The sequence below is a fragment of the Staphylococcus sp. SUC_1.2 genome (assembly GCF_026222585.1).
Genome location: NZ_JANJPM010000013.1, coordinates 52,934 through 67,801, shown reverse-complemented (window position 1 = coordinate 67,801; position 14,868 = coordinate 52,934). Strand labels below are relative to the sequence as shown.

Genomic DNA, 14,868 nt, shown 5'->3' with positions numbered 1-14,868 from the left:
GATTAAATCAGTTATTATCAGGGTTTTACTATAAATCAAAATATATACATAGTTTAATTAGTCTTGTTGCTCAATTTCATTTGTTAATTGTTCCGCTTCATTAACTAAATCAGAGATATATTTAATAGTAGCTTTAAGTGGTGCATCTGTAGTGATATCAACACCTGCAATTTTTGCTAATTCAATAGGAGATTGACTTCCACCTGCTTTTAAAGTTTCAAGCCATGCATCTACAGCTGGTTGTCCTTCTTGTTTAATTTTTTGTGAAACAACTGTACCAATTGTTAATCCAGCAGAGTAAGTGTAAGAGTATAATCCCATATAATAATGTGGTTGACGCATCCATGTTAATTCAGTTCCATCTGTTAATTCAACAGCATCGCCAAAGAATTGTTCATAAACGTCTCTCATAATGTTATTAAGCACGGGTGCTGTAAGTGACTCACCATTATCAACTTTGCGATATACTTCACGTTGGTAAGCAGCTTCTAGCAAGTGAGTTACCATATTATGATAATATGTGCGTGATAAAATAGATCCAATTACCCAACGTTTAAATTTAGGATCTTCACTGTTACTGAATAGATAATTTGCCATTAACATTTCATTCATTGTAGATGGTGCTTCAACAAAGTACATTGAAGCTTCAGAATCTAATAAATTTTGATGTTGTTGTGCCAATGTAAAATGACCTGCATGTCCCAATTCGTGTGCTAGTACAAACGTTTCAGTCATCTTTCCAGTCCATGAAATAAATACATATGAATGTGTATAATAAGGGCTAGCACAGTAAGCACCTGTGTCTTTTCCTTTATTTTGTGCAAAATCTATCCAACGATCACTATATGCTTGCTCAACCATTTGTATATAATCTTCACCCAGTACATTTAAAGCACCATGAATATATTGTTTAGAATCTTCGATTGATATTTCAGGTTCATAGCTTGGATCAACAGAAACCTTTAAATCCTCAAAGCGCATTTTATCTAAACCGTGTATACGTTGTAATAATTTAGCATATTTTTGCATTACAGGTGCTAAATCACTCATAATTACGTCGATTTGTCTGTCATACATTTCTCGTGTAACTTCTTGATCATGTAATAAATAGTCTATGACAGAATCATATCCTCTTAAATCAGCCTCAATTTTTTCTTGTTGCACATGTTGATTGTAAGTTGCAGCAGTAGTATGTTGATATTTTTTCAGAGCATCACTAAAGCTTTTAAAACTTTTTTGTCTAAATTCTGGATTAGCATTATCCTCGTATTCATTTTCAAATGTTGCGTAATCCATAGGGTATGTCACATTGTTATGTTCAAATGATTCGAAGGCAATATCAAGCATTTTCGTTGTGCCATATAATTCATAAGCACTTTGAAAAGTAGGCGATAAACTCGCCATTACTTGTTCCACTTCAGGTGACAATTGATATGGCTTACTTTCAATTAATTTCTCTAAGTAGTGAGGCACATCAGATTCTTCTATTGCTTGTTTAATAACCTCTTCAGGTAACATTAATATTTCAGATTCTACAAAGGATAACTGACTTGAAATCTTACCATAATTTGTCGATAACTTTGCGCTTAATGTTTGTGCATCAGTATTAGCAGTATCAACGCTTAGTCTTAGTTCCGCATAATTACCAAGACGATCGAGTTGAATAAGAATATTTTCAAATTCTGATAATACTTTTTTTATCATCTTAGCATCTGAAATTTTCCCTTTATATTGTTGATTAAATGACTTCGATTGATTTAGTACATTATCTAAAGTGTCATAAAATTGTTCATCACTATTAAACAAATCATTTAAATTCCATTTTTCTAGTTCTGGAACATCTTTTCTAAATGGTAAACCTGACGTCATAAATTCCACTCCCTTAAAAATCATTTCACAATCATTATACACAATATCATTTTCAAACTCATTATTAAGCCTCAAGGCCGAGTTATGCTTATAGGCAAAGGGGTATAATTTAATTACATATTATTGTATAGTATTTAAAAGAAAGATTTTTATTATGATAGGAGATATACATGACTATTTTTGATATGCCGAACTATTTATGGATTACAATAGTTGCAATGATAATTTTAACTGTCTTCTGTGCTTTAGTACTTAAGAAATGGTTTGTATCCGCAGTAATTACATTTGTTGCGTTAGCTGTCTTAGCATTTTTTATTCCTAATTTTTATGACATCTCATTTCAACCATTACTAGGATATGCTGCTTTTCTAGCCATTATCAGTTTAATTATCAGCTTTTTATTATGGTATTTCACTAGAAATTGGCGTCGCGAACGTAAAAAGAAACAACTAGAAAAAGAAATTCGTAAATATGAAGATGATGACGAAACAATACGTCGTCTTAGAAGATAATAAATAAAGGCGTTTGAAACATTTTAACATGCTTTTTTGCATATATGTTTCAAACGCCTTTTATTTACTATTCTAAAGAGAGGGGGATTGAAATCTAGTGCTAATTATTTTTTAAAAGCTTTTTCAATTTTGTCTAATTGTTCAATGGTAGTTTCAATTCCACCCTCAGAAAAATACCATGCGTTAGATTCAAATTGATAAACTTGATCGTTCTTAATAGCTTTTAAATTTTTTATAACGTCGTTATTTAATGCAGAAGGTAACGACTTATCATTTCCTTTTTGAGTACGATCAATTACAAATAGTTTATCTGGGTTTACTTTGTTTAAATACTCATAAGTAATAGAATTACCAGCAGAATTGGCTTTCATGGCAGTGTCAGCATGTTTTATTCCTAAATCTCTATTTAAGAATCCACCGAAACGACCAGTAGGTCCAAATGCTTTAACACCTTTATCATCCACATTTAAAAACAAGACCGTATCGTTATTAATAACTTTTTTAGTTTCAGCAACTTTTTTATTGAGTTTCTCATTTAGCATTTTAGCCTTGTTTTGTTGTTTGAATATTTTCCCAAACAAGGTCGTATTATCTTTAATAGAATCAATATAATGATCATTATTAGGACTTACAAATAATATTTTAGCGTTAGGGGCAGCTTTTTTTATTTCATCTAGCGTTTTAGTATGAGCTTGTCTAAATGATGTGAAGATAACTTCCGGTTTTGCTTTAGCTAAATTATCATAATTAGGTTGTCCAGGGTTACCTAAATTAGTATATTTATCATTTTTAAATTCTGAAAGGGAAGAGGGTAAGAAAGCAGCACCTTTACCTTTCGCAATTGCCACAATTTTATCTTCCAATCCCATCTGTTTCATAATATCTAATGCACCATAATCTAATACAGCCACTCTATCTGGATTAACTGGAACCTTAACTTTCTCAGTTTTCATTTCTCCTTTAGTATGTGTATTATTCTTATCTTTAAACTCGTATGTATTCTCAACTGTAATCGTATCCTTTGAAGATGACGACGATTCAGAAGTTGAATTCTTACCGCACGCAGATAATAATACGATTATAGTGAAAAGTATAGCTATAAATTTAAATGAATTTTTCATAATTAACCTCCTATAAAATCATTATACTTGCAATTGATAATCATTTTCAATAAGAAGTTATTTATATTTCCTTATAAATGTAGCTATTTTAGTAATCTTTGCTTAATTCATCTAAAGATAAACATAGCGCTTCCGTATTCGCATTAATACAACGGATATTTTTATTATTTTTTAAAATAGAAACATCCATTGATTCATTATTTACAAAATAACCAACTTTAGCATGTTGTAACATTTCAATATCATTATGATCGTTACCGAATGCAACATATGTAGGATATTTACCGAGTATATGCTCAATAGCAGTAAATTTATTAATATATTTAGCTGTAATATCAATATTAAGTTCATTTGAATGATTAATTAGTGAAAGACTAGGTGCATTGGTAGCTAGATATGTTACAACTTCGTCAAAGTCTTTTTCATCTATGTTCAATAAAATCGTCTTAATAGGTGAAGTAATGTCATTAATGGTTAATTTTTGTGCTAATCGATGAGGATCTAGGCGTTGATAAATTGTATTTGTAGCATCAACACGTGCTGCATAATTCCATTTATCATCAACAATGTAATTCAAGTCATATTGATTAATGACATGTTTTATAACATTGAATGATTCAGGTTGAATAGTTGCAAGTGTCTGTATCTCATTATTATCAGAAACGATTGAACCATTACCACCGATTAGCGTAAATCTATGAAATTGTGAAGGTAAAACAGGCAATAAGTCTCGTATCGGTCTTGCTGAAGCAAAAATAATTCTATGACCTATATTATGTAAACTAATCAAACGGTCGATAATATCTTGATTAATTTGTTGTCCATCAAAACATATCGTATCGTCAATATCTAATATGATATTCATATGTAACTCCTTTGTATATAAGTATGCATTTAGTTTAACATGTATAATAGTATGTATGATTAATTTATATTAGTGTGCGTACATATTAATAAAGAAAGGAATCATAAATGTTACTAACTGAAAGTGGATTGAATCATAGGAGAATAGGTCCCCTGGAGTTCAATATATAACTTCCTATAATATATATTATGTAAACTAAAATGAAACACAAATAATTATCTTCAATAAAACCTTTAAATTAATACGCTGTCAGGACGATTTCTGAACATGTTTTATTATTGTTACGTATGATTGATTGTTATCATACAATATTTAGATTAAATAAATTGTTCATCCTTAGTTTCTTAATTTAAAACCCATAAATACTCGTGGTTATATATTTGTCTATACGTTTAGAGATATTAATCCTATGATAATATATATAATCTTTCTCAAAGCTAACTACTAACTAATTAAGTACTGTAGCAATTATTAATATCATGTACATAAAACGAGGAATCAAGAAGTCTTATATTATAGACTTAAGTAAATGTAATAATCTCAATTTTAGATATTAGAATTGATTATTACATTTTATTAAATCGTAACTCTTTCGTATTAATCTTGGTATCTATTTATGTAAATTGTTAGTTTTAACTAAATTTGCTAAAGAATAATAATGCAAATATTTTAAATTTAGCAAAATAAATTTGTTTTGTAATATCATTGCTAAAAATTAGACGTGTGGTAATATTAAATTGTAGGGGGCAACATGAAAATCAACTTAGAATTTACCTACACTGTATTGTAACTTGTCTCTATCACTAGTTACGATAAATAAAGGCTGCGACATCCACCATGTCACAGCCTTTAATAACATCAATTTATTTTTTTACTTTTTTGCGAATTGTATTAAGTGTATTAAACAACCAATATTTAACCTTATTTATAGGTTTATAGAAGTCCCCGATTAGCTCTTCAATGTAAACATTAAATCCTCTTTTAAAGCGATAAACACCATAATCTTCACTGTTCTCTGTAAAATCACCAGATAAACCATAAAAATTATATCGATCATATCCGTGTTCGAAGCAATAGTTCATCATATGCCAATGCATCATATATGGTCCCATATAATTATTATATTTTTCAGATGAACCTCCAGAGAAGTAATTCACTTCATATGAATTTGCAAAGAAAATTCCTGATGCCAAATTCAAGATTTGGCCATCTGTCTGACGTAATTCGCTTGCTTGTAAGAGTTCTTTTTTATCGTGTTCAATTTGCTTATCTAATTCTGCAATTTTTCTAAGTTGTTTATCATTTTTGTTTTCTTTTGCCATCATTTGATCACGACGGTTTTCTTTATCATTTAAAGCGTCTTGCAATGATTTTATGTATTCATCTAAATCAATGTACGCAAGTGGAACAAGCACTTTATCTCCATAAGTATCAAAGAAGTTATAGAAATATTCGTCTGTTTTTGATACGAAACCTGTTCTTGCTTCTGTTTCACGGTATAAGTCTAAGAATATATGAAACTCATCTCTACCAAGGAATCTTACTTTCACCCCATAGTTTATCGCTTTATTAATATTTCTTTTACGTTGGCTATCAAATTGTTTTCTTAATGAAGCAGGTGTTTCCCCTTTTAGATAGCTAACACCCATCCATCTTGCTTGACTTGATGTGTCATATTCAGTAGTAAATCCATGGTGTTCATATCCATGTGATTTAAACAAATTAACTATAGCATCATTTTTCTCTCTATCTTCAAGTGGATTAATATCTTTATCATAAATTTGATAAATCCAGTATGGATCAATTTTAACGTATAAACATTGGTGTTGATGTAAATACTTTTCTAATTCGCGTAAGTAAAAATCAACTAAGCCTAAATCAGAATAGTCCATTACTGGGCCTCGATTTGAGTAATATACATAACTTCCCATGGTCGGTATTTTAGAGAAAAGACTAGCAGCTAATACTTTATTGCTTTCATCTTTTACACCTAGTAACACTACTTCAAAGCCATCATTTTCACGTGTTTGAATATTCTCTTTCATTTGGAAGTAATGGCTTTCTAATGATGGGTTTTGTACAAAGTTTTCGAATTCTTTAACTGTTAACTCTGTAAATTTCATATTCGTCTATTCCCCTCTTAATTAAATCTTTTTTTAATCTTTTTGAGTGTCTTATACACTGAATACAAAGGTTTGTTAATAGGTTTCACAAAGTCTCCAACATACTCAATTACGTCTGCATTGAAACCTTTTTTAAATTTAATGACTCCAACATCTTCAGCGTCTTCACTAAAATTACCGCTAATACCATAGAAATTGTATCTATCAATACCATGATCAATTGCATAGTTAATCATTGTCCATTGAATAGCATAACTGCCTGCAAAATGTCTATATTTATTAGAAGTTCCACCTGCATAATAAACAACTTCAAATGGATTAATAAAGAAGAAACCTGCTGAAATTGGTAATTCATTACCATGTTCGGCTTGTAATTTTTTAGCCTCGTCTAATTTTTGTTGATTGGCATCTAATTGTTTTTCAAGATTTTCTTTTTTATTAAATGCCTTTTTATTGTCTGGTCGTTTTTCAATATCTTTTAAAGCTTTATTAACATCTTTATTTAAAGTTTCACGTTCATTTTGTAATTCTTCGATGTACTCATCAAACTTAATATAAGCTAGTGGTACAAGCACGCGATCTTTGAAATGTCTATAGCGATTATAATAGAAACTATCATCTCTATCTTGGAATTCTTTCGTTTCGGTTGTATCTTCCATAAATGAACGGAAGATTGGAAGTTCTTCTTCTGATAAGAACTTAACTTTCACACCATTTTTTTGAACTTTTTTAGTATTACGTTTACGTAGACTATCCATTCCATTTAATATATCTTTAGATGTTTTATTTTTTAAATCTAAAACAGAATGATATCGGATTTGTTTAATCGGATCAAAACCTTTAGTAAAGCCTTCATGTTCAAATCCGAGATGCTTCATCTTATCAAAGAACCAATCATTACCAGCATTACCTGTAATTTCACCATCATGATTTAAATATTGATATGGTAAATAAGGGTCAACTCGAACATATAGACAATTATGCTGTTTTAAATACTTTGTTAACTCATTAAAGAAAAAGTGAACAAGCTCTCTATTATCATAATCAATTACAGGTCCTCGGTTAGAATAAAAGTACTTAAAAAATTTCATGACTGGTACTGCTGTCAACATGCAGGCTGCAATAACCTCATTATCTTTATTTTTTATACCAACTAAGTGAGTTTCTGTTTTATTTGCAACTTTCATCTCATAGTTTTCAGTCATTTGTGTGAAATGACTATATGGCATCTTATCTGTATAATTGCCAAACTCTGTAGCTGTTAAATTTGTAAACTTCATTATTTATTGCTCCTACTTCAAAGAATCTTTATCTACTTTTAGTTCAAAATTTAAATTATAATTTTCAATAATATCTTTATCTTCAACCAAAAATTTATATATCCAGTTTTATTAAGTATACAATAGAAATTAACAAAACTAAAATACAAACCATTTATTAGATTGAAATATTTTGTAAAATATATGATGTAATTCTAATTGAGTGAGCTATTAAAATACAAGTTTTATATAAATAAAAGAGATTAAGACATCTGCCATTGTCTTAATCTCTAAAAGAATTCTTATATAAGCTTAATAATGAATAATAATTAGTACTGTTTTAATTAGGAGGTTAATGAATGTTTAATTATGAACAAGTCCATTTAAATTCAAAACATCGTTTAGATAAGACATATTTAGACTACTTACATTCAGATTTCAAGGAAATTGGTCATTCTGGAAATATAATTACTAAAAATGATTTATATTTTATTGAATTGAACACTTTTGATTATGAAATCATCGATTTTGAATATAAATCATTATCTGATAATTGTCGGTTAAGTGTTTATACACTGATTAACTACACCACAAATAGAAATAGCCGAAGAAGCTTGTTATGGCTTTGGTATGATGATGATTGGAAATTATATTTCCATCAAGGGACACCTTTAAACTAAAGCGTATCTAGCGTTTCTCTTACTTGTTTCAAATAGTGAATCGTATCCTCGTTATTATCTTGACAAAAGCGTTTTACAATTTCACTACCAATGACTACGCCGTCAGCAACAGTAGCTAAATCCTTAATATGTTCTTTAGTTCTGATGCCAAAACCTGCAACTACAGGAATATCCGTATGTGCTTTTAGATGTTTTAATTTATCTTTTAATTGAGGATGAAACGTTCCATTTTTGCCTGTTGTTGCATTCATAGTTACAGTGTATATAAACCCTTCAGCATGCTTAACGATTTCTTTTATACGGTCATCATTTGCAGTCATTGATATGAGAGATATCACTTTAACATCAAATTTGGATATTTTATGCTTTAATTTTTGAGTTAATTCGTAAGGCAAATCCGGAATAATCACGCCGTAAACACCTACTTTTTCACATTCTTTAAAGAAAGCTTCTTCTCCATAAGAAACAATGATATTGTAATACGTCATTAGTACATATTTGCAATTAATTTCATCTTTATTATTGGATAATTCATTAAAAATGTAATTAATTGTCACGCCTTGCTTGATAGCTCGGTTGCCTGCTTCCATTATTATGGGACCATCAGCTACTGGGTCAGAGAATGGTACACCAATTTCTATTATATCAGCACCATTCTCATCTAAGATTTTCATATTTTTAATAAATGACTTATTCCCCATAATGTATGGAATAAATAATTTAGTCATGTGACTCACCTCTTGTTTGCATATAGTGTCTAATTGTTTCCATATCCTTGTCACCGCGACCTGAAATAGTAACTACTAAAATTTCATCTTTATTCATTTTAGGTGCTAACTTTTCAACATAACTAAGTGCATGTGCACTTTCAATGGCAGGTATGATTCCTTCCATTTTGCTGAAGCGGATGAGCGCCTCCATTGCTTCTGTATCAGTGGCATGTTTATATTGCACACGTCCAATATCGTGATAATATGAATGTTCAGGACCTATACCTGGATAATCTAAACCTGCAGATATAGAGTGTGCTAATTCTACTTGTCCATTTTCATCTTGAATTAAGTACATTTTTGAACCATGAAGTACGCCTGGACGTCCTTTTCCAATTGCAAGTGCGTGCTTAACAGTATCAATCCCTTGTCCTGCAGCCTCTACACCATATAATTTGACCTTATCTTTAATAAATGGATAAAAGGTCCCTATTGCATTAGACCCTCCACCTATACATGCAACAACTGCATCTGGTAATCGACCAGTTTTTTGAAGTAATTGTTCTTTAATTTCTTGACCTATAACACTTTGAAAATCTCTGACCATCGTTGGAAAAGGATCAGGTCCTAATGCTGAACCTAGTAAATAGTGAGTATCTTCAACATGACTAACCCAATACTGTAATGCCTTGTTTACCGCATCAGAAAGTGTTCCTTGACCTTCATCCACTGCTTCAACTTTAGCTCCTAATAATTCCATGCGAAATACATTAAGCTGTTGACGTTTGATATCTTCTCTTCCCATAAATACGATTAATTCCATATCAAATAATGCAGCTACTGTGGCACTAGCAACACCATGCTGACCTGCGCCCGTTTCAGCAACTAATTTATTTTTGCCCATACGTTTTGCCAATAAAGCTTGCCCTATCGCATTATTAATTTTATGTGCGCCGGTATGGTTCAAATCCTCACGTTTTAAATATATTTGAGCTCCACCCAACGCTTCACTATATGATTTTGCATAAGTCAATGAGGTTTCTCTCCCTACATATTCTTTCAAATAATAAGTTAATTCATCTTGAAACGATTGATCTTGTTTAGCCTTGTTATACGCTTGTTTTAATTCTATAATTGCTGGCATTAATGTCTCTGGAACATATTGCCCACCATATTCTCCGAAAAAACCTAATTCATCTGCTTCAGTTTGTATATTATACATATTATAATTCTCCCTTCACTTGTTGTATCACAGTTAACATTTTATTTTTGTCTTTCATACCATCCGTTTCAATACTGCTTGAAATGTCATAACCTAAGTGATTCAACTTCAATGTTTCAATTTGTTTTATCTTATCAACGTCAATACCTCCAGCAATTAAAAACGGTATAGATTGATCTAAGCCCTTAAGCAATGTCCAATCAAAAGATTGTCCAGTCCCACCATATTGCTCTGATGGCGTATCTATAATAAATAAGTCAATATGCTCTTTGAATTGATTGATATCATTTATTATATTTTGAGTAGCTGGTAAAGCTTTAATTATCTTAATATTCTTAAAATTTAAACGAAGTTGTTTGATAAAATCTATTGTCTCATCACCATGGAGTTGGATAGCATTAATATTAGTAGCATTAATAATTTTCTTTATTAATTGCAATGTTGGATTAACTAATACGACTACTCTATCTATTTCGTCTGGCAACAATCTAGATAGTTTATTTATTTGTTCAATGTCCAAATGTCGTTTACTTTTGGGATAGTGTATAAATCCCACCATGTTTATATTGAGTGGTCGAATGCTTAATGCTTCTACTTTAGTTTTGATACCGCAAAATTTTAAAATCATTGTTTCACCTTTTTTAATTTAAGTGAGGGTATAAAATGTTCTAACTCATTACAATTCATTAAGGCTCCACCAACTAATAAACCATCGATCCCGCTTTTTACTATTTGCTTAACCTCTTGTTGTGAATGAATTCCACTTTCAGAAATATATAAATAGTTCTCTTTCTTACACTTAAGTATTTGATTAGTATGTTTAACATCGGTGTTGAATGATTTTAAATCACGATTGTTTACCCCAATGATTTGTGGATTTAACTGATAGGCACGTTGTAACTCAATACCATCATGTACCTCTACTAACACTTCTAGTCCCTTAGAACTTGCATATTGATAGAGTTGTCGTAACTTTTCGTCGGTAAGAATATTTACAATGAGTAAAATAATTGAAGCACCTGCTTTTTGTGCAACATCAATTTGAAGCGGATCAATGATGAAATCTTTACATAAAACAGGTAATTGTGTTGTTTCTGATATTTGCTGTAATCTTTCAAAGCTACCACCGAAATATCGTTCGTCTGTTAATACGGAGATAGCATTTGCTCCATAACGTTCATAATCACTCACTTGTTTAATTATATTTGTTTGTTGAAAAGCTTTTACAGATGGACTCTTTGATTTAATTTCAGCAATTAATGTTAAATTGTCATTTTTAATTAAAGCATCCGTTAATCGCGATTTATTTTTATGTTTTACCCCTTTCAAATTTTGTAATTTATCATGATAATAGCCGTCTTTTAATAATTGCTCTTTATAATCCACTATTTCACTTAATATCGTCACAGATATCACCTCTCATTTTCATAAATTGTACCATCGCTCGACCACTATCAATTAAGATCGTAGCTAAACTTATTCCAGATGCTATCGTATCTACCTTTTCAGAAACGTATAACGCAAGTGCAGCATTTAATACAACAACATCTCTTCTACAAGTTTTATCATCTCCACTTAAAATATCTAATGTAATCATTTTGTTTTCTTTCGGACTCCCACCCTGTAAATCTTGATTACTTGCAACCTTTAAACCATAATCTTTAGCATTTATAAAATAATGCGTTATGTCTCCATTTTCATTTAATTCATAAACTTCATTGTTTCCTGAAAGTGTAGCTTCATCCATACCATTTGCTCCATGTAACACTATTGCCCTCCGTCGTCCTAAATCTTTCAATGTTTGTGCTATCATGTACAATCGACTTGGGTCATACACTCCTAACACTTGATAGGTCAATTTAAATGGATTGATAAGTGGCCCAACTATATTAAAGATGGTCGGTGTAGAAATCATTTTTCTAACAGGTTGAATATATTTCATTATTGGATAAGACTCCATTGCGCTAATAAATGCCAATCCCTGTTCTTCAATTTGTAATGGGACTTCTGAAACTTTTGTCGTCTTTATTCCCAATTCATTTAACAAATCAGTACTTCCTGAATGGGATGTTATACTTCTATTTCCGTGTTTAATGACTGGAATACCTGCGCTTGCTACTATAAACGATACTGTTGTAGAAATATTGAAACTGTTTGACTTATCCCCTCCTGTACCGCATACACATATACTTCCTTCATATGTTGGTTGATTAGGATACATGGTTTGAATTAAGCTATTGACGACATAGGTTAATTCTTGTTGTTTAATTTCCTTTTTCGTAAATTGCGTTAATAAGTCGACTTTGTCTTCCACATTAATTTCAGGGTTTGTTAGATAGGTTATGAATTGTGTTGTCTCTGATTGCGTTAAAGTTATGTTATTATCCAATTGTTTTAATAATCTCATTAAAATTCACCCTTTCTTTTACAATACGAATGAAGTTTTCAATAATTTGTGAACCAAACTCAGTAGCAAATGATTCTGGATGATACTGTATACCGAAATGAAGATGTTGTTTGTCCTCGAAGGATTGTATTGAATCTGATGTACTTCCCGTAATGATTAAATTCTTAGGAAAAGACTTCATCTCACTTACAAGTGAATGATATCTCATAATTCTGAATCGGTGCGGTATCGTCAAATAGAGTTCTGACTCGTTTTTAACTTCAAGTGTATCTACCTTTCCATGCATGACTTTCTCTCCTTGAATAACTTTGCCACCGTAATAACACGTTAATGCTTGAGCACCTAAACAAATACCTAAAATTGGTAAAGTATGATATTTATCGATAATTTTTACCAATTCATCGTCATCTAAAGGATGACCAGGACCTGGTGAAATGATTACCCCATCAATTTTCTCTAAATAGTTGAATACATCTTTATCATCTGGATATTTAATAATCACTTCATCAATTTGACTAACTATATCAACCAAGTTATACGTAAACGAATCGTAATTATCTATAATTAATATCATGGTGTTACCTCCAATAAGCTTTTTGCTTTAAGTCGTGTTTCTTCGAGTTCCTTTTCAGGTATAGAATCGTACACAACACCACAGCCTGCCTCGACATTAACAGTGTCGTCATCAATCAACATGGTTCGTATTGCCAATGCAAAATCTAAATTTTGATTATAATTGATATAACCAACGCCACCGCTATAGACGCCTCTTTTATATGGATAGGATTCATATATGCGTTGAATAGCTCTTAGTTTAGGTGCTCCCGATACTGTCCCAGTTGGTAAAAGACTTGCTATGGTCGTCATTGGAGATATATCTTTTTTAATTTTTCCTTTTACTTCACTAACGATATGCATGACATGTTCATATTTTTCAATCACCATCAGTTTTGATATTTCAGATGTCCCCGTAATACTTACTCTATGAATATCATTTCTACCTAAATCCACAAGCATACTATGTTCGCTTATTTCTTTCTCGTCTGTAATTAATTGGTGTGCATTGCATTCATCTATCTCTGGGGTAGTGCCACGTCTAATCGTTCCTGCAATTGGATTAGTTGTTACTTCGCCGTTATGAACTGCTACAAAGCTTTCTGGTGAACTTCCAACTACAATCTCATTTTCCATGTTCATGTAATACATATATGGACTAGGGTTCTTACGTTTTAAATTTTGATAAAGCTGATAACTCAATTGGTTTTTATTTTCTCCGAAATGATGTTGGTAGCTATATATTCTAGAGGGTACTACTTGAAACATATCTCCTTCAGTAATCCGTTGTTTCATTTGAGTAACAATATCGATAAATTGTTTATCAGAAATATTTGCTTTTATCTCTGATCTCTTAGGCACCATTTTATTATTCTCTTGGTAAACTTTAATTTGAGACAATGCTTGAATTCTATGCTTCACTCTTAATTTTAATTCTGCATTACTTGCTTTTGAAAATTGATTAGAAGCAATCACGTATAATTCATCCTTGTAATGATCAAATACAAATACATCCTCTATCATGTAGAAAGACACATCTGATATTGTTTTCATACTCTTAATAGCTACTCGTTTTAAAATTGGAAATTCATGTCGCACTAAATCAAAACTACACGTTCCCATAAAGCCAGAAATAAATGGCAGTTGCTTTAATTTTTCATCATTTATGACACAATCAAATTGATTGATGAATGTTTTTAAATAATTATATGGCTCAGTAGTTATAACTTTATCTTCTTTCAAAGTCTTAATAATTAATTCATTATCATTTAATTTGACGGTGCCATAATAATCGAATGCTACGATAGAGTATCTGCCTTTTAATTTTTGTTGACTTGCGCTTTCAAATATAATTTTATGTTCATTTAGCTGTCCTAAAGCTTCAGGCGTTATGTGAGCTTTCAATACTTCGTAATAAAATTCCATTTTCTCATCCCTTTCACTAAAAAACGTCAGCCTCCTTATGTAAAGGACGCTGACGCGCGGTACCACCTTAATTAACGAAATATTCCGAATAATCAAAATATTAAGCATTCACTCATTCTT

General features: G+C 31.1%; 14 protein-coding genes. 2 read left to right on the top strand and 12 right to left on the bottom strand.

The genetic code is table 11. From position 1 onward, the window contains the following. Positions 1 to 57: 57 nt before the first annotated feature. Positions 58 to 1,869, bottom strand: a complete 1,812-nt coding sequence (pepF, locus tag NR218_RS06260) for an oligoendopeptidase F (protein ID WP_037570773.1) — start codon at positions 1,867 to 1,869, stop codon at positions 58 to 60. Positions 1,870 to 2,039: 170 nt separating this feature from the next. On the opposite strand from pepF, the gene NR218_RS06255 reads away from it, so the two are divergent. Then, the gene (locus tag NR218_RS06255; protein WP_011275820.1) at positions 2,040 to 2,381 is read left to right on the top strand and encodes a membrane protein; all 342 of its coding nucleotides are present in this window, start codon (positions 2,040 to 2,042) and stop codon (positions 2,379 to 2,381) included. A 104-nt stretch (positions 2,382 to 2,485) separates the two neighbouring features. On the opposite strand, the gene NR218_RS06250 is transcribed toward NR218_RS06255, so the two are convergent. The 4 genes from NR218_RS06250 to NR218_RS06235 all read right to left on the bottom strand — a co-directional run bounded on the left by NR218_RS06250 (position 2,486) and on the right by NR218_RS06235 (position 7,770). Beyond that, positions 2,486 to 3,502 (bottom strand): siderophore ABC transporter substrate-binding protein, encoded by a 1,017-nt coding sequence (locus tag NR218_RS06250; protein WP_011275821.1) that lies wholly within the window; start codon positions 3,500 to 3,502, stop codon positions 2,486 to 2,488. An 88-nt stretch (positions 3,503 to 3,590) separates the two neighbouring features. Further along, a complete protein-coding gene (locus NR218_RS06245) occupies positions 3,591 to 4,367 on the bottom strand; it encodes an HAD-IIB family hydrolase (RefSeq protein WP_016931088.1) in 777 nt (258 codons plus the stop codon). 863 nt (positions 4,368 to 5,230) lie between these two features. Next, positions 5,231 to 6,490 carry an aminoacyltransferase gene (locus tag NR218_RS06240; protein WP_033080049.1) on the bottom strand — a complete coding sequence of 420 codons (1,260 nt, stop codon included), beginning with the start codon at positions 6,488 to 6,490 and terminating at the stop codon, positions 5,231 to 5,233. 17 nt (positions 6,491 to 6,507) lie between these two features. Further along, positions 6,508 to 7,770 (bottom strand): aminoacyltransferase, encoded by a 1,263-nt coding sequence (locus tag NR218_RS06235; protein ID WP_016931086.1) that lies wholly within the window; start codon positions 7,768 to 7,770, stop codon positions 6,508 to 6,510. A 338-nt stretch (positions 7,771 to 8,108) separates the two neighbouring features. Here NR218_RS06235 and NR218_RS06230 point away from each other — a divergent pair, with 338 nt between their 5' ends. After that, positions 8,109 to 8,429: a hypothetical protein gene (locus tag NR218_RS06230; protein WP_011275826.1), complete on the top strand. Its 321-nt coding sequence runs from the start codon at positions 8,109 to 8,111 to the stop codon at positions 8,427 to 8,429. Here the strand turns inward: NR218_RS06230 and trpA are convergent. Genes trpA through NR218_RS06195 form a run of 7 tightly spaced genes read right to left on the bottom strand, consistent with a single transcriptional unit; the run spans position 8,426 to position 14,748 of the window. Then, positions 8,426 to 9,157 (bottom strand): tryptophan synthase subunit alpha, encoded by a 732-nt coding sequence (trpA, locus tag NR218_RS06225; protein ID WP_011275827.1) that lies wholly within the window; start codon positions 9,155 to 9,157, stop codon positions 8,426 to 8,428. The two genes, NR218_RS06230 and trpA, sit on opposite strands and share 4 nt — an antisense overlap. After that, positions 9,150 to 10,361, bottom strand: coding sequence for a tryptophan synthase subunit beta (trpB, locus tag NR218_RS06220; RefSeq protein WP_011275828.1), 1,212 nt, complete (start codon positions 10,359 to 10,361; stop codon positions 9,150 to 9,152). The genes trpA and trpB overlap by 8 nt, the downstream gene beginning before the upstream one ends. Before the next feature lies 1 nt (position 10,362). Next, complete coding sequence (locus NR218_RS06215) at positions 10,363 to 10,989, bottom strand: phosphoribosylanthranilate isomerase (RefSeq protein ID WP_011275829.1); 627 nt, start codon at positions 10,987 to 10,989, stop codon at positions 10,363 to 10,365. Further along, on the bottom strand, positions 10,986 to 11,768 hold the full coding sequence (trpC, locus tag NR218_RS06210; protein WP_011275830.1) for an indole-3-glycerol phosphate synthase TrpC: 783 nt from the start codon (positions 11,766 to 11,768) through the stop codon (positions 10,986 to 10,988). Before trpC ends, NR218_RS06215 begins: the two co-directional genes overlap by 4 nt. Beyond that, positions 11,752 to 12,768 carry an anthranilate phosphoribosyltransferase gene (trpD, locus tag NR218_RS06205; protein WP_011275831.1) on the bottom strand — a complete coding sequence of 339 codons (1,017 nt, stop codon included), beginning with the start codon at positions 12,766 to 12,768 and terminating at the stop codon, positions 11,752 to 11,754. The genes trpC and trpD overlap by 17 nt, the downstream gene beginning before the upstream one ends. After that, positions 12,743 to 13,342, bottom strand: coding sequence for an anthranilate synthase component II (locus NR218_RS06200; protein WP_011275832.1), 600 nt, complete (start codon positions 13,340 to 13,342; stop codon positions 12,743 to 12,745). The genes trpD and NR218_RS06200 overlap by 26 nt, the downstream gene beginning before the upstream one ends. Further along, a complete protein-coding gene (locus NR218_RS06195; RefSeq protein WP_011275833.1) occupies positions 13,339 to 14,748 on the bottom strand; it encodes an anthranilate synthase component I in 1,410 nt (469 codons plus the stop codon). The genes NR218_RS06200 and NR218_RS06195 overlap by 4 nt, the downstream gene beginning before the upstream one ends. Positions 14,749 to 14,868 lie beyond the last annotated feature (120 nt).

Bases quoted from the DNA above. Each gene is read 5' to 3' on its own strand.
- NR218_RS06240 (WP_033080049.1), bottom strand. From the start codon at position 6,490: ATGAAATTTACAGAGTTAACAGTTAAAGAATTCGAAAACTTTGTACAA.
- NR218_RS06250 (WP_011275821.1), bottom strand. From the start codon at position 3,502: ATGAAAAATTCATTTAAATTTATAGCTATACTTTTCACTATAATCGTA.
- trpA (WP_011275827.1), bottom strand. From the start codon at position 9,157: ATGACTAAATTATTTATTCCATACATTATGGGGAATAAGTCATTTATT.
- trpB (WP_011275828.1), bottom strand. From the start codon at position 10,361: ATGTATAATATACAAACTGAAGCAGATGAATTAGGTTTTTTCGGAGAA.
- NR218_RS06255 (WP_011275820.1), top strand. From the start codon at position 2,040: ATGACTATTTTTGATATGCCGAACTATTTATGGATTACAATAGTTGCA.
- NR218_RS06235 (WP_016931086.1), bottom strand. From the start codon at position 7,770: ATGAAGTTTACAAATTTAACAGCTACAGAGTTTGGCAATTATACAGAT.
- pepF (WP_037570773.1), bottom strand. From the start codon at position 1,869: ATGACGTCAGGTTTACCATTTAGAAAAGATGTTCCAGAACTAGAAAAA.
- NR218_RS06245 (WP_016931088.1), bottom strand. From the start codon at position 4,367: ATGAATATCATATTAGATATTGACGATACGATATGTTTTGATGGACAA.
- NR218_RS06230 (WP_011275826.1), top strand. From the start codon at position 8,109: ATGTTTAATTATGAACAAGTCCATTTAAATTCAAAACATCGTTTAGAT.
- trpD (WP_011275831.1), bottom strand. From the start codon at position 12,768: ATGAGATTATTAAAACAATTGGATAATAACATAACTTTAACGCAATCA.
- NR218_RS06200 (WP_011275832.1), bottom strand. From the start codon at position 13,342: ATGATATTAATTATAGATAATTACGATTCGTTTACGTATAACTTGGTT.
- NR218_RS06195 (WP_011275833.1), bottom strand. From the start codon at position 14,748: ATGGAATTTTATTACGAAGTATTGAAAGCTCACATAACGCCTGAAGCT.
- NR218_RS06215 (WP_011275829.1), bottom strand. From the start codon at position 10,989: ATGATTTTAAAATTTTGCGGTATCAAAACTAAAGTAGAAGCATTAAGC.